This is a genomic window from Bradyrhizobium canariense, from assembly GCF_019402665.1.
Lineage (GTDB): Bacteria > Pseudomonadota > Alphaproteobacteria > Rhizobiales > Xanthobacteraceae > Bradyrhizobium > Bradyrhizobium canariense.
In genome coordinates, this window is sequence record NZ_VSST01000027.1 from 23,300 (window position 1) to 47,777 (window position 24,478).

At 59.0% G+C, this 24,478-nt stretch carries 19 protein-coding genes and 5 pseudogenes; 16 read left to right on the forward strand and 8 right to left on the reverse strand.

From position 1 onward, the window contains the following. Nucleotides 1-9: 9 nt before the first annotated feature. Nucleotides 10-1,209, reverse strand: coding sequence for a pyridoxal phosphate-dependent aminotransferase (locus tag FXB41_RS15325; protein WP_219682330.1), 1,200 nt, complete (start codon nucleotides 1,207-1,209; stop codon nucleotides 10-12). Between the two features lie 747 nt (nucleotides 1,210-1,956). Here FXB41_RS15325 and FXB41_RS15330 point away from each other — a divergent pair. The 9 genes from FXB41_RS15330 to FXB41_RS15370 all read left to right on the forward strand — a co-directional run bounded on the left by FXB41_RS15330 (nucleotide 1,957) and on the right by FXB41_RS15370 (nucleotide 12,551). Further along, on the forward strand, nucleotides 1,957-3,135 hold the full coding sequence (locus FXB41_RS15330; RefSeq protein WP_219682331.1) for an ABC transporter ATP-binding protein: 1,179 nt from the start codon (nucleotides 1,957-1,959) through the stop codon (nucleotides 3,133-3,135). After that, a complete protein-coding gene (locus FXB41_RS15335; protein WP_219682332.1) occupies nucleotides 3,132-4,109 on the forward strand; it encodes a carbohydrate ABC transporter permease in 978 nt (325 codons plus the stop codon). The genes FXB41_RS15330 and FXB41_RS15335 overlap by 4 nt, the downstream gene beginning before the upstream one ends. Further along, nucleotides 4,106-4,954 carry a carbohydrate ABC transporter permease gene (locus FXB41_RS15340; RefSeq protein WP_246648884.1) on the forward strand — a complete coding sequence of 283 codons (849 nt, stop codon included), beginning with the start codon at nucleotides 4,106-4,108 and terminating at the stop codon, nucleotides 4,952-4,954. The genes FXB41_RS15335 and FXB41_RS15340 overlap by 4 nt, the downstream gene beginning before the upstream one ends. Nucleotides 4,955-5,562: 608 nt before the next feature. Next, nucleotides 5,563-6,687: an aminotransferase-like domain-containing protein gene (locus tag FXB41_RS15345; protein WP_219682333.1), complete on the forward strand. Its 1,125-nt coding sequence runs from the start codon at nucleotides 5,563-5,565 to the stop codon at nucleotides 6,685-6,687. A gap of 400 nt (nucleotides 6,688-7,087) precedes the next feature. Further along, nucleotides 7,088-7,453, forward strand: coding sequence for a hypothetical protein (locus FXB41_RS15350; RefSeq protein ID WP_219682334.1), 366 nt, complete (start codon nucleotides 7,088-7,090; stop codon nucleotides 7,451-7,453). 269 nt (nucleotides 7,454-7,722) lie between these two features. Beyond that, nucleotides 7,723-9,219 carry an alkaline phosphatase family protein gene (locus FXB41_RS15355; RefSeq protein WP_219682335.1) on the forward strand — a complete coding sequence of 499 codons (1,497 nt, stop codon included), beginning with the start codon at nucleotides 7,723-7,725 and terminating at the stop codon, nucleotides 9,217-9,219. Nucleotides 9,220-9,245: 26 nt separating this feature from the next. Then, on the forward strand, nucleotides 9,246-10,625 hold the full coding sequence (locus FXB41_RS15360; protein WP_219682336.1) for an extracellular solute-binding protein: 1,380 nt from the start codon (nucleotides 9,246-9,248) through the stop codon (nucleotides 10,623-10,625). Between the two features lie 53 nt (nucleotides 10,626-10,678). Beyond that, the gene (locus tag FXB41_RS15365; RefSeq protein ID WP_219682337.1) at nucleotides 10,679-11,776 is read left to right on the forward strand and encodes a hypothetical protein; all 1,098 of its coding nucleotides are present in this window, start codon (nucleotides 10,679-10,681) and stop codon (nucleotides 11,774-11,776) included. A 4-nt stretch (nucleotides 11,777-11,780) separates the two neighbouring features. Continuing rightward, entirely contained in the window at nucleotides 11,781-12,551 is a 771-nt protein-coding gene (locus FXB41_RS15370; RefSeq protein ID WP_219682338.1) for an alpha/beta fold hydrolase, read from the forward strand. Nucleotides 12,552-12,849: 298 nt separating this feature from the next. On the opposite strand, the gene FXB41_RS15375 is transcribed toward FXB41_RS15370, so the two are convergent. Next, on the reverse strand, nucleotides 12,850-13,875 hold the full coding sequence (locus FXB41_RS15375; RefSeq protein WP_219682339.1) for an IS110 family RNA-guided transposase: 1,026 nt from the start codon (nucleotides 13,873-13,875) through the stop codon (nucleotides 12,850-12,852). 301 nt (nucleotides 13,876-14,176) lie between these two features. Between FXB41_RS15375 and FXB41_RS15380 the strand changes: the two are divergent. The 5 genes and pseudogenes from FXB41_RS15380 to FXB41_RS15395 all read left to right on the forward strand — a co-directional run. Continuing rightward, nucleotides 14,177-14,609, forward strand: a pseudogene (locus tag FXB41_RS15380) (phage integrase N-terminal SAM-like domain-containing protein); the annotation flags it as partial. Next, nucleotides 14,570-14,752: pseudogene (locus FXB41_RS15385) on the forward strand (transposase); the annotation flags it as partial. The pseudogenes FXB41_RS15380 and FXB41_RS15385, both read left to right, overlap by 40 nt. A gap of 395 nt (nucleotides 14,753-15,147) precedes the next feature. Further along, nucleotides 15,148-15,276 (forward strand): hypothetical protein, encoded by a 129-nt coding sequence (locus tag FXB41_RS41500; RefSeq protein ID WP_283843433.1) that lies wholly within the window; start codon nucleotides 15,148-15,150, stop codon nucleotides 15,274-15,276. Next, nucleotides 15,273-16,361, forward strand: a complete 1,089-nt coding sequence (gene tnpB / locus FXB41_RS15390) for an IS66 family insertion sequence element accessory protein TnpB (protein ID WP_219682340.1) — start codon at nucleotides 15,273-15,275, stop codon at nucleotides 16,359-16,361. Before FXB41_RS41500 ends, tnpB (FXB41_RS15390) begins: the two co-directional genes overlap by 4 nt. Nucleotides 16,362-16,422: 61 nt before the next feature. Continuing rightward, nucleotides 16,423-16,860, forward strand: coding sequence for a hypothetical protein (locus tag FXB41_RS15395; protein WP_018457659.1), 438 nt, complete (start codon nucleotides 16,423-16,425; stop codon nucleotides 16,858-16,860). Here FXB41_RS15395 and tnpC read toward each other — a convergent pair. From tnpC to tnpA, 3 genes and pseudogenes are all read right to left on the reverse strand, one after another. After that, nucleotides 16,861-18,445, reverse strand: a pseudogene (gene tnpC, locus FXB41_RS15400) (IS66 family transposase). 99 nt (nucleotides 18,446-18,544) lie between these two features. After that, nucleotides 18,545-18,895, reverse strand: coding sequence for an IS66 family insertion sequence element accessory protein TnpB (gene tnpB / locus FXB41_RS15405; protein ID WP_219682341.1), 351 nt, complete (start codon nucleotides 18,893-18,895; stop codon nucleotides 18,545-18,547). Beyond that, nucleotides 18,892-19,365, reverse strand: a complete 474-nt coding sequence (gene tnpA, locus FXB41_RS15410; RefSeq protein WP_246648888.1) for an IS66-like element accessory protein TnpA — start codon at nucleotides 19,363-19,365, stop codon at nucleotides 18,892-18,894. Before tnpA ends, tnpB (FXB41_RS15405) begins: the two co-directional genes overlap by 4 nt. 707 nt (nucleotides 19,366-20,072) lie before the next feature. Here tnpA and FXB41_RS15415 point away from each other — a divergent pair. Further along, entirely contained in the window at nucleotides 20,073-21,611 is a 1,539-nt protein-coding gene (locus FXB41_RS15415) for a porin (protein ID WP_219682342.1), read from the forward strand. 796 nt (nucleotides 21,612-22,407) lie between these two features. On the opposite strand, the gene FXB41_RS15420 is transcribed toward FXB41_RS15415, so the two are convergent. The 3 genes and pseudogenes from FXB41_RS15420 to FXB41_RS41740 all read right to left on the reverse strand — a co-directional run. Beyond that, a complete protein-coding gene (locus tag FXB41_RS15420; protein ID WP_219682343.1) occupies nucleotides 22,408-22,734 on the reverse strand; it encodes a hypothetical protein in 327 nt (108 codons plus the stop codon). Continuing rightward, nucleotides 22,731-22,982, reverse strand: a complete 252-nt coding sequence (locus FXB41_RS41505; RefSeq protein ID WP_283843434.1) for a tyrosine-type recombinase/integrase — start codon at nucleotides 22,980-22,982, stop codon at nucleotides 22,731-22,733. The genes FXB41_RS15420 and FXB41_RS41505 overlap by 4 nt, the downstream gene beginning before the upstream one ends. A 119-nt stretch (nucleotides 22,983-23,101) precedes the next feature. Then, nucleotides 23,102-23,512: pseudogene (locus FXB41_RS41740) on the reverse strand (tyrosine-type recombinase/integrase); the annotation flags it as partial. A 588-nt stretch (nucleotides 23,513-24,100) separates the two neighbouring features. On the opposite strand from FXB41_RS41740, the pseudogene FXB41_RS15430 reads away from it, so the two are divergent. Next, nucleotides 24,101-24,226 (forward strand): annotated as a pseudogene (locus FXB41_RS15430) (transposase domain-containing protein); the annotation flags it as partial. Nucleotides 24,227-24,478 lie beyond the last annotated feature (252 nt).

The window sequence follows — 24,478 nt, forward strand, 5'->3', positions numbered from 1 at the left end:
GGAGATCTTTCAGGACAGGGCTGCGCAGGCGGCGATGATGCGGTCGCAGGCGCGGGTGAGGTCCTCGAGCGATGAGGCGTAGGAAATGCGGATATAGGGCGAGGCCATGAATCCGCTTCCGGGCACGACGGCTACGGCGAATGCGTCGAGCAGGTACATGGCAAAATCGGTGTCGGTTTCGATCACCTTGCCGCCCGGTCTGCGCTTGCCGATAACACCCGCGCAAGAGGGAAAAACGTAGAAGGCGCCGTCCGGCACGCGACACGAAAGCCCCGCGGCCTGGTTCAGCTTGGCAACGACGAGGTCGCGGCGCTGCAGAAAGGCGCTCGCGAATTCCTGGATATGCTTCCGCCCGCCAGACAGCGCCTCGATGGCAGCATATTGAGAAATCGAGCTGGTGTGCGAGGAGGTCTGGCCCTGGATGAGGTTCATGGCCTTGATCAGCGCCAGAGGCCCTGCGCCATAACCGACGCGCCAGCCAGTCATCGCGTCAGCCTTGGACACGCCGTTGACCGTCAGCGTGCGCTCGTGGAGGTCCGGCGCGACCGCCGCCATGCTAGCAAAGTCGGCGTTGTAGGTGAGCTTTTCATAAATATCGTCGGAGAGCACATGGACATGGCCATGGCGGCGCAACACCGCAGCGAGCGCGAGCAATTCGCCTCGGCTGTACACCGCACCGGTCGGGTTGGACGGCGAATTCAGCATGAGCCACTTGGTGCGCGGCGTGATCGCAGCTTCCAGTGCCTCGGGGCGTAGCTTGAAGCCATGGAATTCATCGCAGGCGACGAGAACCGGCTTGCCGCCAGCCAGCGCCACCATATCGGGATAGGAGACCCAGCAGGGTGTCGGGATCACCACCTCCTCGCCCGGGTCGAGGGTGGCGAACAGTGCGTTGAATACCACCTGCTTGGCCCCACAGCCGACCGTAATCTGGTCGATACCGTAATCGAGCCCGTGATCGCGGCGGAAGCTCTCGCCGATCGCCTTGCGCAGCGGCTTGATACCGGCGACCGCCGTGTATTTCGTCCGCCCCTCGCGGATCGCCCGGATACCGGCTTCGCAGACAGCAGACGGCGTGTCGAAATCCGGTTCGCCCTGGCTGAGCGTGATCACATCGGCGCCCTGATCTTTCAGTTCGGCGGCGCGGGCCGTCATGGCCTTGGTTTCGGAGGGACGGACGGCATTGAGCCGTTCTGCAACGAGAGACAAGATCGAATACCTGCGAAGTTCAAAGCAAAAATTCCCGACGACTTCTACTCGTTCCTTGATGGGTTAACCAATCAGATCATCGCGTTTTCAAATGAAGGCATCGAGAACTACGATCATTTACGCCCGTCGCGTCGACATGCCTTTCTCGCAGGCGCGCCATCCAGCGGTCGAAGCCGCGAGCAAGACAAGATCAGAACACTGATGACGTTGGTCACGGCTCGTCCCACCTCGGACAAGTGAGACTGAAGATTTGAACGAGCGCGCCCAGAAAAACATTGTGAGATAGGTGCGTACGCCGGTACGGTTCGCTTCCGTTTTGTCGCGCCGATGCATGCGCTCCGCAGTAAACAGGATCGCTCGCTTCGCGAGGGCGTCGCCGGAGGCCGACAATTCGCTGTTCGGCTGCCCAACTCGGCGACCTTTGACTCGAGATAGTTTTCCCGACAGCGAGGATGCTGGCCGAAACTCCGGCTGATACCGAGGCCTTTGCCACCCGCGTCGCCCACGAGACCTTCCCACCAAAGTTGCGCACCGCGCTCACCGATTGCACTTATTTTCCGTCGTTCTCCCCAAGAGCGGAACACGTCATCGCATCTGCGGATGTACAAATCGAATTATTCGATGAGCGTCATCCGACTGTAGCAGTACGAGTTTCTAACGTCTGCCACGGCAGCGTACACGTCCAGACGGGATGATCTCGTTACCGTGCTCTGCGGGGTTTTTCATGACGATGTGGAGGTAACGGCGATGGCATCCGTATCGATTGACAGCATCCATAAGAATTACGGCGCGACATCCGTCCTGCGTGGTGTTTCGCTGTCGATAGCGGATGGCGAGTTCCTGACGCTGTTGGGACCATCGGGGTGTGGGAAGTCGACGCTGCTGCGTATCCTGGCGGGACTCGAGATGCAGGATGCAGGTTCGCTCTCGATCGGCGAGCGGGCGGTCGACAACCTCAGGCCGAAGTGCCGGGACGTAGCGATGGTGTTCCAGTCTTACGCGCTCTATCCCCATATGACGGTTGCCTCCAACATGGGCCTGCCGCTTCGAATGCGCCGGCTCTCGACCTTCCAGAGGCTTCCTCTTCTGGGCCGTCTGCTGCCGGGAACGGCGCGGATCGCTGCCGAGATCGACGCGGAAGTCACCCGTACGGCCAAGTCCCTCGGCATCGGCCACCTGCTGGCCCGCAAACCGGGGCAGCTCTCCGGCGGCCAGCGCCAGCGCGTGGCGGTCGGCCGGGCAATGGTGCGTCATCCGGCTGTTTTCCTGATGGATGAGCCGCTGTCCAACCTCGACGCCAAGCTCCGTGTGCAGATGCGCGCCGAAATCAAGGAACTGCACCAGCGGCTCGGGGTCACCTTCGTCTATGTCACTCATGACCAAGCCGAGGCCATGACGCTGTCGGACCGCGTGGCTGTGATGCTCGACGGCGAGTTGTTGCAGGTCGCTCCGCCGCAGGAGATCTATGCCGATCCGGACGACCGGCGCGTCGCCGAATTCATCGGTTCGCCCAAGATCAACATGCTCGACGGTGTGGTGCGCGAACGTGGCCTGATCGATGTGGCCGGATCGACGCTTGCTATCGGGGCTGATGCGCTTGCCGGAGCGCATCTCACACTCGGTATTCGCCCCGAGGCTTTTCATCTCGCCGAACGCGGCGGGCAGGGCGTACTGACCGGTTCCGTGCGCATGATCGAGCATATGGGCTCCGATCTCTTCGTCCATTTCGATCTGGCGGGTGGCGATCATCCGTTGATCGCAAGGCTGCTCGCCGAACGGGCGCCTGATATCGCCCCCGGCCAGACCCTACACGTCGGCGTCAGGCCAGACCGTGTGCTTCTGTTTGATCGTAACGGGCGGCGTTTGCGCCAAGAAGTCGAATCCGGCCGCGCATCGGTCACGCCGATCCGGGAGGTAGCCCGATGAGCGAGCCTCTTGCTCTTACCGGCGCTCCCAACGAGCCATCTGCGACCGGTAGCGTTCGAACACTTCCGCCATCCCTTGCCGCCGCACCGGCCCGCAGGCGGGCCTTTACAGAAGCGCTGGCCGCTTGGGCGCTGGCCGGGCCGGCGGTCTTCTTTCTGCTCGCCCTGTTCTTCCTGCCGGTGATCGGCGTCTTTGTCATCGCGATCACCGACTGGCAGTTCGGCGGGCTGACGCTCTCCTTTGTCGGCCTCGCCAACTTCCGCGAGATCTTCGCTGACGATGGTTTTAGGGCCTCGCTCGTCAACACAATCGTCTACGTTCTGATCGTCGTGCCGGGCACCCTCGTCTTTGGCCTTCTGATCGCACTTCTGATCGAAAGCGGAAAGTCCTGCCGCTCCTTTTACCGCGCCATCCACTTCCTGCCCTTCATGGCGACGCTTACGGCCATGGCGGTCGCTTGGGAGGCATTGCTGCATCCCACGATCGGCCTCGTCAACCAGACGCTCGCCGCCATGGGCCTGCCGACCGCCAACTGGCTGCGCGACGAGAATACAGCCCTCCCGGTGCTGGCCGTCATCGGTATCTGGCAGAACCTCGGCTACGCCATGGTGCTGTTTCTGGCCGGCCTGAAGAGCATCCCGCAGGATCTCTACGATGCTGCCGATACCGACGGTGCTGACCTTTGGCTCGACCGACTGCGCACCGTCACCTTGCCGCTGCTCGGGCCGGTCTCGATGTTCGTCGTCATCGTCGTGGCGCTGAGGGCATTCGAGTCTTTCGACACCGTGAAAGTGCTTACCCAAGGCGGGCCCGGCCACGCATCTGAAATGCTGCTCTACACGCTATATCGGGAGAGCTTTGAGTATCTGCGCTCCGGATATGGCGCCGCCGTTGCGGTCGTCTTTCTCGCCATCGTCGTGACCCTCACCCTCGCTCAAGTCCGCCTCATGGATAGGAGGGTGCATTACCAATGAGCATCAACATGCACCCCAACCGCTTGTTGCAGCCGTCCGCCATCGTCCGCCATGCGGTTCTACTCACCACCGGCGCGCTCATTCTTGTACCGGTCGTCTGGATGGTGTCGCTGTCGATCAAGCCACCCGGCGAGATCTTCCGCGCCTCGTTCTCCTTCTGGCCGGCGCAATTCTATGGCGTCGAGAACTACACCAAGGCGCTCACCGAAGCGCCGCTGCCGCGCTACATGGGCAATGGCCTGATCGTTTGTGCTCTAATCCTCGGCCTTCAGATCCTCGTCTGCGCCCCTTGCGCCTATGCGCTCGCCAAGATTCGCTTTCCCGGCCGCGACCTGCTCTTCGCCATGGTGTTGATCGGCCTGCTGCTGCCGCACCAGGTGCTCTCGCTGCCGCTCTTCGTCCTCGGTTACCAGCTTGGCATTCTCAACGGCTATGCTGCGCTTATCTTCCCTTATGTGGTCTCGCCCTTCGGCATCTTCCTGTTCCGCCAGTTCTTCAAGACCATTCCCGATGACGTGGTCCATGCCGCGCGGCTCGACGGTCTCTCAGAAATCGCGATCGTGTGGAAGATCATGGTGCCGATGGCGCTGCCGGCCGTAATCGCTTTCTCAATTTTCTCCGTGGTTGGCCACTGGAACGATCTTTTCTGGCCGCTGATCGTGGTGCGCGACCAGTCTCTCATGCCACCCCCGCTCGGCATCATCGCCTTCAAGACCGAGGAGGCCGGCAACGACTACGGCCCCCTCATGGCCGCATCCACCCTCGTCGTGCTGCCCCTCGTCATCGCCTTCCTGGCCGCTCAGAAATGGTTCATCCAGGGAATGACCGGAGGGGCAGTAAAGTGAAACGCCGCCGTTCCGCCGTCAAGTTCTAAAGAACGTAAGCCCATGACTAATTTGACTCGCCGGCTTTTCCTGGGCGCCGCCGCGACTTCTGCGGCCGCTTTCGCTCGATTGCCGGCTCGAGCCGAGGACAGGATCGCAATGCGCGTGACAGCGTCACCCTCGACCGAGGCCGACATGTACCGCCTGCTAGCTAGCGCTTTCGAGGCAAAGCACCCTGGCGTTTCCGTCAAAATCGACGCTAGCCAGCCAGATTGCAATGCTTTGATTCAAGCGACGCTCCGGGACAGTCTCACGGGCCAACTGGCGGATATCTCCATCCAAGACAACAACACGCTCAGGTTTTACGTGGACCGCGGTATGGCGTCGATCTCACTGACGCCCTCGATGCCAAGATCGCCGCCCCGCGCTATCGCCATCGGCCGGGTCGCTCGGACGCTTTCGCACAGGGTCTACGGCCTCCGGCTTGTGTGGTCGCGGATGTGACGAATTTCTCCATGCTTAGACAGAGCCAGATTAATTGCTGACCATAGAAAACCAGTTGCAGCGAACCTACTTGACCGCATTCGATCGCGTCAGCGCAGGTAGGCAAGAGAAAGTGAATCCCCCTCATGACCCAGTCAGCTAGTCCCATCATCGAGATGAGCCGAACCCACCCGCCGCTCGTGTCTGCGGTTTTCGACACCGAATATCGTTCCGCAATGCAGAGTGTGCTTTCGCGTTATACGCCCAGCGAAATGGTAGGCGCGCATCGCTGGATGGGGACCGACGCAGATCGGCGGGCGGGTGGTGTAGTTACCGGTCACCGGTTGGGAAGCATTCCAGATGCGGGCCGCGTCATCGTAACCAACGGGACCCAGAGTGCTTTTAACATGCTGCTAGGCGGACTGGTGGGGCAAGGTAATGTGCTGGCCGTCGAAAGCCTGACCTACCCGCCAATACTTGTTCTGGCACAACGTTTCGGTTTTACACCGAAAGGAGTCGAGATGGACGAAGAGGGAGTCATTCCTGAAGCTCTCGAAGCGCTGTGCCGCAGCGATCGCCCCAAGGCACTTTATTTGCTCCCGACGCTTCAGAACCCGACGACTGCGACAATGTCGCTCGGCCGTCGTCAGGCCATCGTCGATGTAGCGCGCCGTTACGACCTGCAGATCCTCGAAGACGATATCTATAGCCTCTTGCCGCAAGATTTACCGCCCCCGATCTCAGCGCTGGCGCCTGAGCGTTCGTGGTACATGCTGGGCGTCGCCAAGACAATAGCGGCGGGTATGAAGATCGCCTATCTGGTTGCCCCAAGTGCGGCCTTGGGCGAAGCTCAGTTCTGGCCCGGCGTTCGCGCGACATTCTGGATGGCTGCGCCGATCAGCGCGGCAGTCTCGACGCAAATGATTGAAACTGGCGGAGCGAAGCGGATCATCGATGCGGTTCGTCAGGAGATGGTCACGCGTCACCAGATCGTCCGGCCGTTGTTGTCAAAAACAGATTTCGTGACAAAAGACGGCGCATTGCATGTTTGGATCAGACTACCGCAATCGGCATACGCCTCCGAGCTGGCCGCCGCCATCCGTGTGCAGGGCGTCAGTGTAGGGACTGCCGATCCTTACGTGCTGCCCGGCGAAGTCGTCCCGCAAGCCATTCGTATTGGTATAGGTCACGCGAAGTCCCAAGAAGAGCTCGAAAACGCCACACGGATCATTGCCGAGTGCCATGACGACATAGTTAACGCAGCGCGCTGAGAGGGAGCCAAGGAAAGGACCTCGTCATCGAGATCAACGAGAAGGAATAATCGGAATGACAATGAACCAGATGACCGTAGCGGTGCTTAGTCTCCGTGCCATGGGGAGTGCTGCTGCGGCGACTCTGGCGCGACGCGGCTGCAGGGTGATCGGCTTCGAACAGTACTGGCGAGCCCATAATCGGGGGGCGAGCCACAGAGACACACGCGCGATCCGCAAGGCCTATGTGCGGGAGGAGCAATATGCTCCGCTCGTGCTGGACTCTTATGAGCTCTGTCGTCGCCCGGAGAGGACAGCGGCGCCGAGCTACTTCGCGACATCGGCGGCCTCGTTGTCGCGGCGGCAGGCGAGCGAACCCTGAGCAGTTCAATTGCGACCGCGACGAGATACGGAATATCCCATGAAGTGTTGGACCGGCAGAGGTAACGAGGCGCTGGCCGACCATGTACCCGCCAGCCGGCACTGCGAACTTCTTCGAGCAAAGCCAATCCATCATGCCACTGGAAAAAACCGTCGCCACCGATATCGAGATGGCGGTCCGGCACGGGGCGGAGCTTCATTTCGATATGCCCATCATGTCTTGGAAGCAACGTCAAACGGTGTTGAAGCCTCCACCGGGGAAACGATTCCGATCAAAGCTGAGCGCCTGTTCCAGGTCTGGGTGAAACCAGATGACCAGATTGCAGCCTTTTCAGTCAAACACCATTCGCGGTGGGTGCTGGAAGATAACGGAAGAAGGTCGGCCAATGCTTTTCCCATTCTTTAACGGCGGGACGCCATTAAAATGGCCTTCACTTGCCGGAATAGCTGCGATCCAAACAATCTCGAAAGAGCGGCCCTGCTTGGCGAGGTCGAGAGCCTGGTTAATTTTATGGCGCAGCTGGTCTCATCGCTTCGCGGCAAAGGGGCGTCCCGGTTTGCTGTCTGCTTTTCGGGAAAGGCCGGGGACGACAATTTCACTATCGGAACGCATCCCGCGCGATATCAGCCTGCTTGATCCAAACCGCTTAGTGCCATCAGATTTGGAAGGCTTTGATGACATTGCCCGAGTATAAGTTCTTGATTGTCAGCTTCGACGGCCTCCGCCCCGATTTGATTGACGCCGTCCAAACACCAAATCTAGCCCGGTTGCAAAGGCTCGGATCAACGTTAGCCGCGCAGCGGACGATCTATCCAAGTGAAACACGGGTGGCTTTCCCGAGCTTGGTGGCCGGTGCCACTTCGAGCCGGCACGGAATGGTCGGCAACAAGTATTTCGACCGGGCCATCGACCCACAGCGTTATGTGGACACTGCGGACGCCACGCTTCTCGACCGGCTAAATCGCGATAGCGGCGGCATGCTGATGACCGCTCCTACCCTCGGTGAAATCCTTGGTCGTGCAGGCAAGAGTGTAGCGGTTTTAGCGACCAACACTCCGGGCACAACTCGCCTCTTCCACCACAAGGCGGAGGACTTTGGCCATATCCGCATCTCCGGACACTTCCCGGAAGCTTGCACCCCCGAGACGGCCCTTTTGGAAATCACAAATCGCTTCGGCCCTCTACCCCCGGTGCCCCCTCAGGGTGAACCGGACATCGAAGCGCAGACACTCATTACATCCGTCTTTCTCGAGCACATCTGGCCGAAGTGTGCGCCGGACGTCACAGTGCTGTCCTATGGCGAGCCGGACACTGCCTCGCATTTCAACGGGACCGGCGGTGCGAAGACCCGTCTGGCGATCGCCTATTGCGATGCGGAGTTCGGGCGCGTCCTCGACTGGTGGGAGGCCGAAGGCAGGGCTGCGGGCGTGCAGATCGTCGCGCTTTCGGATCACGGTCATATCACCGCCCATACGCGAGTTTCGGTCGCCGATAGTTTGAAGTGCGTAGGCTTCAACCCGGCAACGGCTCCTGGATCAGGTGTGGACGTCGTTGTGGTGCCAGGACAGGTTGGGGCGTTGTATCTGAGTGAACGATCCACAACGCAGCTAAAACGAATTGTTAAAGCGCTGATCGAGCAATCTTGGGTTGGTCCAATCTTCACGATGGGTAGAAACGAGGTGGAAGGGGTAGCTCCCGGAAGTTTTGCCAGCAGTATCGTTTTTGCCGATCACGCTCGCGCACCTGATGTGTATTTCTGTTTCCGCGCTGACGACAGTATCGATGAATTCGGATTGGTCGGCGGCACATTCTACGACAACGACCGGCGTCCAGGGCTCGGAGTCCACGGTGGTTTGCATCCCAAAGAGTTATCTTCGGTCGGGATACTGGCAGGGTCCGCCTTCCACACAAGTAATTATACCTCCCTGACCCCCTCAGGCGTTTGTGACATTGTCCCGACCATTCTCTCACTATTGGGACTGCCTGCGCCAAGTGGGATGACTGGACGGGTTCTGCGTGAATTGTTGGTCGACTCCGAAACAAGCCCATCATCCCCATTAGCAGCACCTGAACGGTTTGAAACGGGGCTAAACGGCTATCGCCAACAGCTGCGGCGAATAAGCGTCGGGCGTACGACATACTTGGAAGGCGGGTGGGTGTGCGTGAGTTAAATGGATCACCTCCCGTGCAAGTAAGAATGCCGCAGGAACAATCACTCAATGCGGCTGTCTATAAATCAAAAACCGTGAAAACTGCCTGCCATCCAAGGTTTGGACATGGCTCGCCTAAACGTGGAGTAGTTACGATGAGGAACCACTTGAAAATATTGTGCTGGGCGATGGCCTCATTATTACCGATGACAGCTGCCGTGTATTCTGCGGATGTTACAACGCTTAGCCTTAGCTACTCTGATCCAAGCACTAATCAAAAAGCCGTTGAAGCAATATCCGAAGCATTCATGCAGAAGAACCCGGACATAAGATTAAAGATAGATGCGCCAATTCGTGAGCACGCCGAACTGTTGCAAAACACCCTTCGAAGCGCAATCATCGGTGACACTGTAGATGTTTCATTTCAGGGCTTGCAAAACATTCCAATCCTCGCTGAAAGAGGCTTGGCCGTCCCACTCAATAAATTCATCTCCGAACTTAAGGGCCCCGATCAGCTTCTTCCATCGGTAAGCTCCATGGTGACCTACAACGGACAAACGGTAGGCTTGCCGTTTACGGTAAGTATGCCCATCGCCTATTATAATGTCGATTTAGTCAAGGATGCGGGAGGCGATCCGCAGAAGCTTCCTAGCAGTTGGAAAGATCTATTGGCCTTGTGCAACAAGATCGCCAATATCAAGCCAAAAATCGTCGGATGCCACATCGAATACGATTCATCAGGCAATTATACCTACCAAACATTGATCGATAGTTTTGGTGGCTCAATGATGAACGATGACCGAAACACGGTAGAATTCAACAACGACAAGGGCCTGCGTGCCCTGGAGATCCTTCGGGAGTTCGGAAACGCCGGTATGATTGATATGACCCGGGATCAGGCTCGGCAGAACTTCGCGGCCGGGAATGTGGGCATTCACTTGGGTGTCGACTCTTTATATGATTCCTTCGCAAGCCAATCCAAGGGAAGATTTGAATTGGCTTTGGGGATCACACCTATTTCTTCACCCGACGGGCGGTTGCCAGCTGGAGGCGTAGGCATCGTGATGCTTACCAAGGATCCTAAAAAGCAGGATGCGACATGGCGATTCATACGGTTTGCGACGTGTAAAGAGGGGCAGCTGATCGTTCTCAATAAAACTGGAAATGCGCCGATTGACCCGAGAATCTTCCGGGATGAGCTGGCGATGAAATCCGTCGATCCTGCCCGCCGGGAACGGCTTGCGCAAATTACACGTGTCAATCAGATAGATAAAATGACGGCATGGCAGTCATTTGCCAGCCCGAATGCATCCAGGATAGTGGAAGCCGTCAAAACGGATCTGCAGGCTGTCGTTACGTTGCGGAAGAGCCCGGATGAAGCGCTCTCTTCGATGGCCGCCGAGACCAACGAGTCGTTGGCCAAATGAGCGGAAGAATTCCCGTTTGACATTTAGACTCTCTCTTGAATTGGAAGATAAACGTGCTCGCTCCACTCACAACGCAAATTGTTGGCAGCTACACTAAGCCAAAATGGCTGATCCGCTATGAACGTGCTTTCCGATTCGATGAATCCGCATGGCGGGTCGAAAGAGATGCTCGCGACCAAGCTCTTGATGACGCCGTGTGCCTGGCAGTCTTTGACCAGGAACGGGCTGGGCTGGATCTGCTGACGGACGGGGAAGCCAGGCGTGTCGCCTATGATCGTTATATTTATGCGAAACTTGACGGCATCGATTCTAAGAGTTTAGGACGACGCGAGATGCCGCAGGCACTGAATCCTGTGTGGCGGGCTACGAGAGCCAATACCGTCGAGGAACGTAATAAGGTACAAACTGAACTACCGCGCGTGGTAGCACCGGTGAGATGGCGTGAGCCGATTACAGTTGGTGACCTGGAGTTTGCCAAGAAACTTACATCTAGGCCGCTCAAGGCTACGATCGTTGGCCCTCTGACAATCATGTCGCGCATTCTCGACGAATACTATGGCGACGAAAGGCGCCTGATTCACGCGCTCGCAAGCGCACTCAACAAGGAACTGCGAGCTCTTCAGGATGCAGGTACCTCAGTTTTACATGTAGACGAGCCGATCTTTCACTTCTTTCCTGAGAAGGCCGAAAAGATTGGGATGGCGGCAATTGAGGAACTGGCCGACGGGATATCGGTGCCACTGATTCTCAACACGAATTATGGATCGTCATACGGTTCGGTTGAAAAGAGGCCACATGATGGGTATCGCCAAGTCCTCAGCATCATGTCGAAGATCGTTGGCATTGATGCGATCAGTCTCGAATATGAGGAGCCGGGATACACTGGCGAAATGTTGACTGCCTGCGGTGACAAGCACGTGGTTTTGGGCCTGCTAAACCTCGGTAAGACGGAGATCGAAACTCCCGAGCACATTGCCGCCCGCATTCGCGACGCATTGAAGTTTGTTCCTTTAGAGCGCCTTCATCCAACCAATGATGGTGGGTTCTGGCATGTTCAGAAAGATGTTGCCTTCGCTAAAATGAAAGCTCTGGTCGATGGCACACGGATCATTCGTTCTGAGTATAAGGCCGAACTCGCTGCGCGGAGGTAAGCGCTTGTCCAACTCGAAGTCCTGCATCAAAATCTGTGGAACCGGCTCGAAGATACTATTGTTTGTTCATGGATTTGGTGACGATAGTACGGCATTTTCGAATCTTGTGGAGACACAACTTGCGGAGTATTTCAGGCTCGTACTTGTTGATTTGCCAGGCTTCGGATCCAACACGACTGGCAATCTGGTTCTGCCACCGCCGCAGTATGGAGCCTATTTGGCGAAGTTAACTAGGGAGCTATTTTCTGGTTGCCAGATCGGTGTTGTTGCTCACTCTGTAGGATCGATTATCGCGATTGATGCAATCAGGTGGCTAGGTGACTGCTTTTCCGGCTTATTCTCAATTGAAGGCAATCTGACGCGGTACGACCTATTCTTAACCAGCAAGGTGGCCGTCCGTAGTGATCCGGAATCATCCAAGATCGCGTTCTTGCGCGAACTCAGCGAGATGCACAAAGACAATCCTGTTATGGGTCGATATATGCAAGCTGTTATGAAGGCCGACGCTTACAGTCTATGGCATCTCGCGAAGTATGTCGTCCGATCGAGCGAGGGTGACAATCCAGGGCTGTCCCTTCTGGCGCTTGAGCATCCTTATCTTTTCTACTGGAACCCGGAAAACACCTCTACGGAAACGGCAAGATGGATCTCAGAAAATCGGATAGCGGACCGAAAGTTTTATGGTGCCAGTCATTGGCCAATGGTTGACGATACGACGCAAACTGCCTCAGTGATTGCTGAATTCTACCATTCGGCCACGAAACGACTTACCTGACCGTCATCAGATGAGTGCGACGCGGTGCCATACTCACGCCGGGTAGTCGTCCGTTTTTTAATCGCGGGCACGGTGTCAACCCCGATAGACAAAAATGATCCGCTGCCGGGTTCATGGTTCTTTCCGCGGTCGTCTCTATGCAGGAGCGCCGCATGATGGCGTTCAAAAGGCGTGGCATCTCGATGTGAAGAGCGCGGTGCGTAAAGCCCGCAGGGACGACTTCGAGATTGCCCACACCTTCGTCCCGGCAGGGAGGCTTGTTCCGCCGAAGGCGGATCCGGGTTGGTTTAAGACTGGTTCATGCGGTGCGCATCTCTGCCTGGAATTCGGTGCCGTCGGTCCAGATAGCATGGAGGATGACAGCCATTTTGCGAGCCACGGCAACCTTGGCCTTTTTGGCGCCGATGCGTTTGGCCAGCTTGCTGCCCCAGCGCTTGAGCGCAGAACCTCGCCTGACAACGGTCAGCAGGACGTTCGCGGCCTCGAACAGATAAGTTCGCATCTGGTGGTTGCCGCGCTTGGAGATGCGGCCAGTACGATCCATCTCGCCGGATTGATAACGTCTTGGTGTCAGGCCTAGATAGGCACCCACGTCGGCGGAATGTCTGAAGCGAGTGGGGTTGTCGATGGTTACGACGAAGGACAGGGCAGTCAGGGGACCGATACCGGGAACGGTCATCATTCGCCGAACAGTTTGGTCGCCTTTTGCCACTGCCAGGAGCTGTCGATCGAACCTCTCAATTTGCTCGGTCAAACAGGACTGGGCAAGGACCAGCGGTGCGAAAATGTCTTGTAAATCCGGCGCTTCAGCAAGCACGGCGTCGATTTTGCGAGCCAAGTTCGTCGAGCCGGCCTTGCCGAGCACTATTCCCAACCCCTTGCACAGACCTCGCATTTGGTTGTCAATATCTCGCCGCAGATTCACCAGCTTGGTTCGAGCCGCCAGCATCGAACGGGTTTTCCAGCTCTCCGCCCCCTTCACGGCAGCTTCCCGATACCATCCCATGCGGGCCATTTCGGCCAACCCCTTGGCGTCGTTGTGGTCCGACTTGTTGATGCGCATCGATAACGCTGCGTTGGCATGACGCGCATCAAGGCAAATGACCGGAAAGCCCAGCGCCTTGAGTTGGTGCCAAAGCCAGTTCGATAGCGAGCCTGTTTCAAAAACGATCCGCTCAGCATTGTCGGCATGACGTCGCAAGAGTTTAGCGATGGCCTCTGGATTGGTGGGCACGCAACCTTCGAATGTCACGCTGCCGGTCTGGTCCAAAACGCAAATGCTGGTTTCTTCCATAGAGATGTCCAGACCTACGTACTGCTTCATAGCGCTGCTCCCTTTCGATAATCCGCTAAGGCCGATCCTAACAACCCTCGTGTCCTCAAGAAGACGTCAGCCGCGATTACGCCATGTGAACAAGCTTCTAAGCGATTGAGCAAGAGTCTGTTTTTTGGATTCGATGCGGTTTGAAATTGCAGGGAATGGGAGGTTGAGGCCGCCAAACCCAGCAATTTCGTTTTTGGATTGAACGAAGCCGCTGTGGCGGCGTGCGTGGCGAGGTGGCGTAGATCGCCTCCTGGCTGAGAGGATGGGGTGTTGGATCCCCCCTCAGAACAGGAGTATTGAGATGGCCGATTTGAGCCCTCTTCGCCGCCGCATGATCGAGGACATGACAGTCCGCAATCTGTCGCCGGCGACGCAGCGATCCTACATCAGCGCGGTTTCGAAGTTCAGCCGCTATTTCGGCCGATCGCCTGACCGGTTAGAGCTGGAAGACGTCGGGGCCATCCAAATGCATCTGGTCTCGACCGGCATCTCATGGCCGCGCTGGACCAGATTGTCTGTGCGCTACGGTTTTTCTACGGCGTCACGCTCGGCGAGGCGCTCATCCCCATGCGCGAGAGCCCCGCAAGCTGCCAGTCGTTCTCAGCGCCGACGAAGTGATGCAGTTCCACGACGCGGTGTCGCGCCTGAAGAGCCGCGCCGCGCTCACCACCGCCTATGCGGTCAGGCTCAGAGCCTCCGAGGTCGCGGGACTGCGGATCGAGGACATCGACAGCGTTATCCGCTGGTCGCAATGCAGCGCGTCAACTGGATTGTTCACGCCAAGCGGCCCTTCAGCGGACCCGCACAGGTGCTGGCCTATCTCGGCCGCTACACCCATCGCGTCGCGATCGCCAACAGCCGGCTCGTAGCACTCGACAACGATCATGTCGGTAAGCGCTTAGCCGGAACCCTTGCTTCGGGATCTGGATAGCTGTGCGAGAAGCGTCACGCTTGGACGGAGGTCTGGATGGGATTGGACAGCAGAAAGGACGTCCATTTGGACGGCTCATCGGCAGGGGCGGTGAGCCGGCTCGAGGTTCTTGAAGGGCCGTCGGGGCGCCATGTGCGCATGTGCGTTCGGAAGCGGAGAGAGCTCGGATCGTCGCCGATTACCTGGTGCCCAGGTGTCCGAGGTCGCGCGCAAGTATGGAGCGACGCGCTGGCAGATCTACGATCTGCGACTGGCGCCGGCGCTTTCGACAGCGAGGCCTGTTGCCGGCGCGGTAGGCGTCGCAGCCGACATTCGCGCCGCTGGTGGTGGTGGGAGGTGCGTTGGGGGAGCGTCAGGCGCCGGCAATCAAGCTTGAGATCGCGACCGGTGATATCGTGCTGCGGACGGATACGGCCATTGATGCCGAGCATCTGTCCCGGGTGATCCGCGTGCTGCGAGCATCACGATGATCGCGGCCGGTGCTGATCCGAAGATTTACCTTGCAACGCGGTCGATCGACTTCCGCTGTGGCCACGATGGGCTTGCGGTGAAGGTGCAGGAGATGCTTCGTCTCGATCCGTTCAGCGGCGCAGCCTTCGTGTTCCGATCGAAACGAGCGGATCGGATCAAGATTTTGGTCTGGGATCGAACGGGCCTGATATCGGAGCACAAACGCCTCGAAGTTTGCAAGTTCGTTTGGCAGATCACGGACGGCGTGCTGCGCATGTCGGCAGCGATGTTCGCGGGCCTGGATTGGAGGTTGGTCCGCCCGGAGGAAGCGCGGCGTCGGCTGGAGGTCATTCTCGGCGAACTGCGACGCGACAAGTTCGGCGCACAATCCGAGAAGCTACGACCAGATCAATATCATTTGCCGCTCGAAGACGTGGAGACCGCACAAGGCATCCTGGACGCCGCGCAGGAGAGAGCCGAGGCGGTGATCCAGGGTCGGTCGCGGAACGCGCCGGATCAAGGTTCTCATCGCAGTCGCGGCTGCTTGCCTGCCCATTTGCCGCGAGTGCAACGGATCATCAAGCCTGCGAGCACGCTCTGCCCGTGCGGTTGTGGCGCCATGACGAAGATCGGCGAGGACGTCAGCATGCGCCTCGACGTGATCCCAGCGCAATGGCGGTTGTTGGCCACGCGCCGCCTGAAATATATCTGTCGCCGCTGCTCGGGCCCCGTCATGCAGGCGCACGCACCGGAGCACGTCGTGCCCGGCGGGCTGCCGACCGAAGCGGCCATCGCGCACGTGATCGTCTCCAAGTTTGGCGACCATACGCCGTTTTACCGTCAGGCCGAGATCTATGCGCGCCAGGGCATCCGCCTTGATCGGGCGACAATGGGCAATTGGTCCGGCCGCGCCTGCTTCCATCTTCAGCCCATCGCAGACCACATGTGCCGCCGCCTGGCCATGGCGGATCGTCTGTTCATGGACGAAACCACGGCCCCAATACTCGATCCCGGGCGTGGCCAGACGAAGGTGAGCGTCACGATAGGATCACCGGTGCCCGGGCTTGACTTGCGCGGAATGCTCTGGATAGCGCGGTCGGGATGATTGACGCCGCCGGGGCGCGGTGATGGGGTGATCCCGGTTCGGAGCGGGCAACGGGATCAGAATGAACAGCGAGTCGCAGCTGCGCGAGAAGCTTCGGAAGATCGAGGCGTTGTTCGTGGGGGCCGGAACTGCTGGTGAGCGCCTTGCGGCGGAAGCCGCGCTGCAGCGGGTGCGGGCCCGGGTCGAGGAACTCGCTCGCCACGATCCACCAATCGAACAGCAATTCTCACTTCCCGACCAGTGGTCTCGGCACCTTTTTCTGGCGCTTTGCCGCCGATATGGGCTGCGGCCGTTTCGTTATCGCCGGCAGCGACGCAACACGGTGATGGTCCGTGCGTCACGGGGCTTCGTCGATCGAGTCCTGCTGCCGGAGTTCACCGAGCTGGAGGGTGCGCTGCAAGTGTATCTGCACGAGGTGACGCTGCGCGTGATCCGCGAAGAGATCTACGACGACGCCAGCGATGCGCAGGAAGTTCCAGATGCGCTGCCGTCGAACTGATCAGGCGGCGAGCTTTGCCTGCGAACTATCGCGCTCGGCCTTCCAATTCCACGGCAACAGCATGTGCAGCTGATTGATCTTTGTACGTCCGGAGACGATGCGCTCGAGAACATCGGTCAGATAGTGCCGCGGGTCGATGTCGTGCAGCTTTGCCGTGTTGATGAGCGATGCAAGGGTGGGCCCAGGTTTCGGCGCCGCCCTCACTGCCGGCGAACAAGTAATTCTTCTTTCCCAGGCCTATCGGCTTGATGCTGCGTTCAACCGTATTGCTGTCGATCTCGATGCGCCCATCATCGATGAAGCGCGTCAGGCCTTCCCAATGGTTGAGGGTGTAGCGGATCGCCTTGCCAAGGCCGGATTTCTTCGAGACTTCCAGTAGCCGCGCCTCGAGCTAGGGTTTGAAGTCCTCGATCAACGGCCTGGTGTCGGTCTGCCGCACTGCAGCCCGATGCGCCGCCGGCAGACCGCGGATGCGATCCTCGATGGCGTAGAACATCGCGATCCGTTGCAGCGCTTCCGCAGCAATCGGCGACTTCGTCGCGACGTGAACGTCCCAGAACTTCCGCCGCGCATGCGCGAAGCAGAACGCCAACTGCACCAGATGGCCGCCGTTCTTGATCAGGCCCTTGTAGGCGGCATAGCCGTCGACCTGCAGGATGCCGTGGTAGTCCCCGAACAGCTGCTTGGCGCGGATCGCCTTGCGATCCTCAGCAAACATGTAGACTACCGCCGGCGGTGCCGGGCCGCCCCACGGACGGTCATCGGTGGCGATCGCCCAGAACTGGCAGACTTTGGTCTTGCCACGGCCGGGATCGAGAACTGGCAGCGGCGTCTCGTCGGCAAACAGCCGCGGGTAGGACATCATTGTGTCGCGCAACAGCGTGTGAAGCGGCTTCAGCCACCAGGCGGCGCGGCCCATCCACGAGGCCAGCGTCTGCCGATCGAGCGTGATGCCTTGCGCGGCGAACATCTGTTCCTGCCGATACAGCGGCAACTGGTAGCCGTATTTCATCACCGCGATGTGGGCCAGCAAGGCTTCCGTCACCATCCCGCCATCGATCGCCTGGGCCGGCGCAGGTGCCTGCATCACACCCTGGCGGCATCCCCGGCAGCCATACCGCGGACGCACAATGCGCTTGACCCGGTACTGCATCGGAACGACGTCGAAGGCTCCCTTGACGGTCTCCCCGATCTTGTGCAGCCGCTCGCCGCAGCAAGGGCAGATGTGGCTCTCGACATCGATTACGACATCGATGCGCGGCAAATGCTCCGGAAGCTTCCCCCGGTTGCGTCGCGCCGGTCGCTTTCCACGGCCCTCCGCTCCATCAGGCAGCCTGCCTCCGGTTACGTCGTCGTTGGCCGCGGCATGACCCGCCTGTGCCGCGATGGTGAAGAGAGGCAGCTGTCCGGGATCCAGTGTCTCGGAGCGGGGACCGAAGATCGTGCGCTTGAACTGGGACAGGATCATCAGGAGCTTGTCGTTCTCCTGAACCGCAGCGTCGCGTTGGGCGATCGCCGCATCACGCTCGGCCGAAAGCGTGCTGCATTCCGCCGACAACGCCGCAAGCCTTGACGACAGCGCCATCACGGTGTGTCGGAGCAATGCTGGATCGGAAGGCAAATCACTCATGCAGAGTGATTTTACAACAACTCCGCATGAGGGACGAGCTACTCTTGATACGGATCAACCAGCTCGCGCTGGCTGATCCACAACCCGCATCGGCACACGCTTCCAGTCTGAGCCATCGAGCAGCACCGAGAGTTGAGCATGAGATAGCGGTATGACGCCTTCCTTGATCGGCGGCCAGGTGAACTGCCCCTCGATTCTTTTGTAGTAAAGGACAAGGCCGCTTCCGTCCCAGGTCAGGATCTTCACGCGATCTCGGCGCTTGGACCGGAAGACATAAAGTCCGCCGTCGTACGGATTGGCCCCAAACGCCTCGCTCACCAGCATCGCCAGTGAGTCCATCCCCTGACGGAAATCGATCGGCTGCGTCGCGATCCAGATCGACAACCCAGGTCGGAGCCCGATCATCGGCCAACCGTCCCGACTGCCGCAAGCACCTCGCACAGCGCCCGCCGGTTGACCGTCCCCCTGACACGGATGCGAACCGCGCCGACTTGGATCTCAATTGCTGCCTGCTCTTCGCGCGATGACAATTCGCCGCCGCAACCAGTGATCGCGACCGGCACAAAGCCAGGTGGCACATCTCCGTCCCGGCGCTCCGCGAGCTTCACCCGCGTGGTCTGACGACGCCACAGAAACAACAGGCTTGGGCTGATGTCGTGTCCTCGTGCCACCGCGGACACGCTTGCACCCGGCGCGAAACTCTCCGCGACAATCGCCGCCTTCGCATCGGTCGACCAGCGCCGACGCCGGCCCGTCCCGGTGATGATTTCGACACGCCGCAGCGTGTCGGCGCCGTGCTCGAGGATAGGCGTATGCCTATCCTTATCGCTATCCTTACGACTATCCTTCGACATTGTGACCTCGCGACCAACCATTCCGCGAGATTCTTCTAGCCGATCGGATCACCCCTTAGCGCGTGGTCCCTGCATGACGCTCACAAACGAAGAAGGGCTACTTCTGGGCGATCGTCTCCGACGACCGCGGCCACAGCGGCCCAAGTCCACCGATCGTGCTGTTCTGATACCCCCGGTCGCAGCGGTGCCTTCGCTGAGAGGTTCGCTTGTTCACGGACAACTAGTTAGACCTGAGCTCGCCGCTCGTTATCCTGCGGTGCTCTCGCGCGCTGGTTTCGTGCCGAGGTGGGGTCCTCAAGCGCCGACGGACTGCGTCACAGCGTTTGAGCAAGCGGATCACGTGAGGCGTTGAGCATTGTCAGCGCGAGTACGTAGACGCTCGATAAAATGACTACGTGCTTCAACATTCGCGAGCCACACTTTTGATCCATTCTCACGGCTTGCAGAGTGGGCATCGCCTCATCCAGCTTGTCGGCGGGATGCGTTCCGTCGTCCTTTGCTACCGTTGATAAAGCAGTTACCAGCTGTTCGCTTAACTCGCGACGACCTCGCGATCGGTAACACATTCAGCATTTGGCCGTGAAGTCGCATTGAATGGCGGCGCGTTCTCACTCTCATATCGCCAAATCACCATAGACCATCACATTATTCGATAGTCGTCACCGGACTGTTGCTTCCCAACGATATTGCCTCGGCCGCACAAGTTTCGCCTAGAGGATAGGGTGGCAATGACTTTATCGCATACGATCTTTGACTTCTATCGGACGATTAAACAAATCGCGCTGACACCAACTGTAGGCTTAATCGCATTGAGTCAAGCGCAAGCGGCGGATCTGCCCGTCAAGGCAAAGGCGGTCCAGTACGTGAAGGTTTGCTCGCTGTATGGTGCCGGATTCTATTACATCCCCGGCACCGACACCTGCATCAAACTGGGTGGCTTCCTGCGCGCCGACATGATGTTGGGTACCAACAGCTTCGTGCTGCCCCCACTGTCTGGCGTCGGCGCTGCGCACAATCGTCTAAGCAACTACTACACAACTCGTGCTCGCCAAGACCTCACAATCGATACGCGCACAGCGACCGAATACGGCATGGTCCGCACCTACTTCGAGGCGACCTTTAACTGGAAGGCAGGTTCCACTAGTTCCACCGGAACGGGCGCCACGTCGTATTCGGGGGACGGCGTTGGGCTCGGTTCACTCGGCGTCTACTTAGCCTTCATCCAGTTTGCGGGCTTCACCATGGGGAAGACCGTCTCCCAGTTTAGCTCGCCGTGGACCAACTATCCTGCCAACAGCTTCGATGGCCTCCCGGGTGGTGGCGGCGATGCTACAGGTGTCAACCAGCTGAGCTATACCGCTGACTTGGGTCAGGGTATCACGGCAACAATTTCGGCGCAGGACCCAACTGCTTACTACCAGACAAACATCTGGAACACGACAGGCGCCACGGCTGCCGGTATCGTGACGGGTGCTTATGGGGCGCAGAATTTGGGTGGCAGCCGCGCTCCGGACGTCGTCGGCATGATGCGCGTTGACCAAGCTTGGGGTCTCTTCCAAGCGTCGGTCGCGGCGCACAACAACCATTCGGCGTACTATGGTTCGAACGAAACCACTGGGTACCCAAGGGACAAGTGGGGCTGGGCTGGTCAGCTGGCGCTGTCGATCAAGAATCTCCCAACTGGCGCTGGTGATACGATCAACTTACAGGGTGCGTATACCAGTGGCGCAACCATGTTCAGCATCCAGGAAAACTTGCCGACCGCGTGGGCAATCTACGGCAGCACCGGCCGCGCTGGTGCCTACCAGAGTCTCGGCATTGCTGGCGTTTCGGATGCCATCTACTCCGGCGCGACGGCAGCGACGGGGACGGGTCTTGAGCTGACCACCACGTACGGGTTCAATGGCGGTTTCACCCATAACTGGAATCCCAACTGGAATACCGGCTTCTTCGGTGGGTGGGCTGCTATTCGCTACAGTGGCGCGGCTAAAGCTCAGATCTGCGGCAGCGCAGGCATGGCGGCGCTAGGACTGACGGGTGTCTGCAACCCCGACTTCAACATCGCAGCGGTCGGTACCATCACACGCTGGACGCCGGTGAAAAACCTGACGTTCTCGGCGGAGCTTGGCGCGATTTTCCTCGATCAGAAATACTCTGGCACAATCACGGCGCCGACGGTGGCGGCAGTTGCCAAACCGGCTGTCGTGTATGAACTCAAGAACCAGAGCGCAGTGAGTTTGCTCCTGCGCGCCCAGCGCAATTGGTGAGGTCCTTTAGATAACATTAGGAAGGAGGGCACCTCTCGAGAATGGTTCGCAAAGGCTGAGGCGCTCCAGGCCAGCCGCCAGCTCGGCACTTTATCTCCAAGGAAGGCCTCCCATATGCCCATCGGAGGCCTTTTGGAAATTGGGCAGCATGTTCCAGACAAATTCGCACTCGTTGTCAGCGCAGCACGGAGCGGAAGCAGAATGGCTGTTGGGCCTCAAGGAAGCTCACCGCCTTCCATCGGTTCGCCGTCAACCGCTTTACAAGTCCGCACGGCTGTAATCATCACGTGCCGGCGACATCCCACAACACGCGAGACTCATGATGCGCGAAGAGAATAGTATGCTCCCGCCCATGCCATCACCAAATTGCCTTAACAGCCCGCCAAATCGTTGACCAAGACGGCGTCCTTGAAAGCCGTCTTGTCGATCTCGCACTCAGTCCAGTGTGCGACGGCGCTTTCATCACGATCATCCTGGTGACCATCCGGGCCCGCCGAGCGCCGAGATATCGCACCGCTCGAACACATGAAGACACCTCGCCGTCGCGATTCAGGTGCTCAACAATGAATCACATCCATCAAGATTCTTCAATGCGATGCAATGGCACGAGCCGCGACTTGCTGAACTTGGTCACCGGACCGTCAGCACGCGTCGAGGTCGACGTCATCACGCTCTAGCCTCATCGCCTAGGATATACGCATGCCCCTCACCGCGATCAGCCCGAACAGGGTATGGTAGGTCCATCGGTGCAGCCTATCCTCTGGCGGCAGAGCCAGCGCCGCCGTCAGCAACGCATCTATCTCCGCGTCGCTAAACACATAGGGTTGGCACGCTTCCATCCTGGCAGCATGCCGACGGGGGGCACCTCCGTTCTCGGATCGAAGTTAGCGACATGGCGCGCGAACCCCCGCACGTCCAATCGCAATCGGAGCGCCCAGGATGCATGACGATCTGGCGGCAGCGTTGCCCATTCCATTGCCAGGCTCGCGGTGATGATCCTGGCTTTGCGCTTCTCCATGAAGGTGACGAAGTCGGCAAGCAGACGGGTCTGATGCTCGTATTTGTATCCTAGTCCCTTGCGCATGCTCAGGAACTTGTCGAGTGCAGAGCGCAGATTGGTCAATGCACGCCTCCCGGCCAGGGCAGGCTCAATGTTCTCAGCGCATCGATGTCGACCTTCGCGTAAATCCGGGTGGTGTCGTGGCTCTCGTGCCGTAGCAACTGTCCGATCTCCGACAAGGTCGCGCCAGATTGGAGTAGCTCGGTAGCGAGACTGTATCGGAAGATATGGGCGCCGCGGTGTGCGCAACCTTCGATTCCAACGAGATCGAGAGCGGCCTTGGCGATCGTGGTGATCGCATCCGGGAGCAAAGCCGACGTCTGGCGCGCGTGTGCGGACGGACGAACAACCGTCGGCAGGACTTTGGGCGGCCATTGCGCAGATATGCTACGATGACCGCGCCAACGTCTGGCGGTACCAGCATCCGTGCACGCCGGCGGCCCTTGGCGCGAACGAGTATCTCGCTGGCGCGCCAGTCGACATCATCGAGCGTGAGCGTCGCGACCTCGTCGGCCCGCAGGCCGAGCTTGGCCAGCAACAACAGAATGGCGTAGTCGCGTCGCCCCGTCACCGTCTCTCGGTTGCATCCGTCGAGAGCCTTCCGTACCTGATCGGCAGGCAGATAGGTCGGTAGAGTTGCGAGCTTCCATCGGCGCATGGATGGAACGAAATCCGCCAACGGGCGCGAGTGCAGACCCCGATGGTGGAGGCAACGGAGAAAGGCACGCAACGACCAGCACATTGCCTCGCCTGTTCCCGGACTCCGATCCTGGGCGTCACGCTCAACGTAGTGACGTCCTCTTGGTTGATCTTGCACAGGGCACCGGCGCCGCCGGAGCATTCTTCGTGCAAGAACCTGCGGACGACAGGGAGATGGCGGATGATGGACCTCGGGGTCAAGCCGCGCTCCGATCGCAGTTAGGTATCGAACTCCCTAAAGAAACGTTAGCGCGGGGTGAGAGGCGGTAGCGCCAACCGCGTGATCACGCTTTCCTCGCGCAGCACCGACAGCCATCGCTTGAGCGCAGCTCGGTCACCGGTTGGATAGACTGCCTCCCGCCTCGATGTCGGCGGTACCGCTCAACGAGCTGCTCATCGAAATCGACCAGCTTGTAGCGACGGCCCGCGATCCAACCCAGGAGCTCCCCAACCCACGTTGAGGCAATGCCACGTGCCGCGCCGAACGAGCCTCTCTTCGACGAGACGAGCGGCGTAGCGCTCGACGAACCGTCCGTGCGGCCCGCTTCAGAGACGCCGGTCCAGCGGCTTCTGCCTAAGTACTCTTCAACTTCCATCTTCCTGTTCTCCGCTGTTGAAAGCGGAGGCACAAAACGAAGTATGCCGAACCGACCAAACGCCGGTCAGCGAGAATTCTGAGGAAAATGACCGACTCGGCTTAGTTCGGCGGGCGGCATAAACCTGCAAGCTCAACGACGTCAACCCGGCCGCCTACATCGCCGAAACACTCGAGGCGATCATCGACGGCCATCTCGATAGCAGGATCGAAGACCTCATGCCGTCGCGAATCCGCAAAACGCCAAGCCAGCATCAATAGGGTCGCGGCTAAGCGGCTTACGATCAAGTTCACTCCCCATCCGCTGAACGCCTTGGTTCTAATGAATCTCATTGAGTGTGGATGATGAAGGGACCGAGCGGAGATGCTGGCAGAGCCATCCCAGAGAATATCTCAGTGAGATGTTCGAAGACTTGGGCCCTCACATGGTTGGAAAGGCAAGGCGGTCTCTAATGCGATCGCGACATTCAATCTCGGGTGCTGGGAGGAACCCGGCACCAAAGAAGTTTGATA

What these genes read in the sequence shown, in the direction of transcription:
- FXB41_RS15330 (WP_219682331.1), top strand. Translation starts at nt 1,957, where the DNA reads ATGGCATCCGTATCGATTGACAGCATCCATAAGAATTACGGCGCGACA.
- FXB41_RS15335 (WP_219682332.1), top strand. Translation starts at nt 3,132, where the DNA reads ATGAGCGAGCCTCTTGCTCTTACCGGCGCTCCCAACGAGCCATCTGCG.
- FXB41_RS15340 (WP_246648884.1), top strand. Translation starts at nt 4,106, where the DNA reads ATGAGCATCAACATGCACCCCAACCGCTTGTTGCAGCCGTCCGCCATC.
- FXB41_RS15345 (WP_219682333.1), top strand. Translation starts at nt 5,563, where the DNA reads ATGACCCAGTCAGCTAGTCCCATCATCGAGATGAGCCGAACCCACCCG.
- FXB41_RS15350 (WP_219682334.1), top strand. Translation starts at nt 7,088, where the DNA reads ATGAAGTGTTGGACCGGCAGAGGTAACGAGGCGCTGGCCGACCATGTA.
- FXB41_RS15355 (WP_219682335.1), top strand. Translation starts at nt 7,723, where the DNA reads ATGACATTGCCCGAGTATAAGTTCTTGATTGTCAGCTTCGACGGCCTC.
- FXB41_RS15360 (WP_219682336.1), top strand. Translation starts at nt 9,246, where the DNA reads ATGCCGCAGGAACAATCACTCAATGCGGCTGTCTATAAATCAAAAACC.
- FXB41_RS15375 (WP_219682339.1), bottom strand. Translation starts at nt 13,875, where the DNA reads ATGAAGCAGTACGTAGGTCTGGACATCTCTATGGAAGAAACCAGCATT.
- tnpB (WP_219682340.1), top strand. Translation starts at nt 15,273, where the DNA reads ATGATCGCGGCCGGTGCTGATCCGAAGATTTACCTTGCAACGCGGTCG.
- FXB41_RS15395 (WP_018457659.1), top strand. Translation starts at nt 16,423, where the DNA reads ATGAACAGCGAGTCGCAGCTGCGCGAGAAGCTTCGGAAGATCGAGGCG.
- tnpB (WP_219682341.1), bottom strand. Translation starts at nt 18,895, where the DNA reads ATGATCGGGCTCCGACCTGGGTTGTCGATCTGGATCGCGACGCAGCCG.
- tnpA (WP_246648888.1), bottom strand. Translation starts at nt 19,365, where the DNA reads ATGGTTGGTCGCGAGGTCACAATGTCGAAGGATAGTCGTAAGGATAGC.
- FXB41_RS15415 (WP_219682342.1), top strand. Translation starts at nt 20,073, where the DNA reads ATGACTTTATCGCATACGATCTTTGACTTCTATCGGACGATTAAACAA.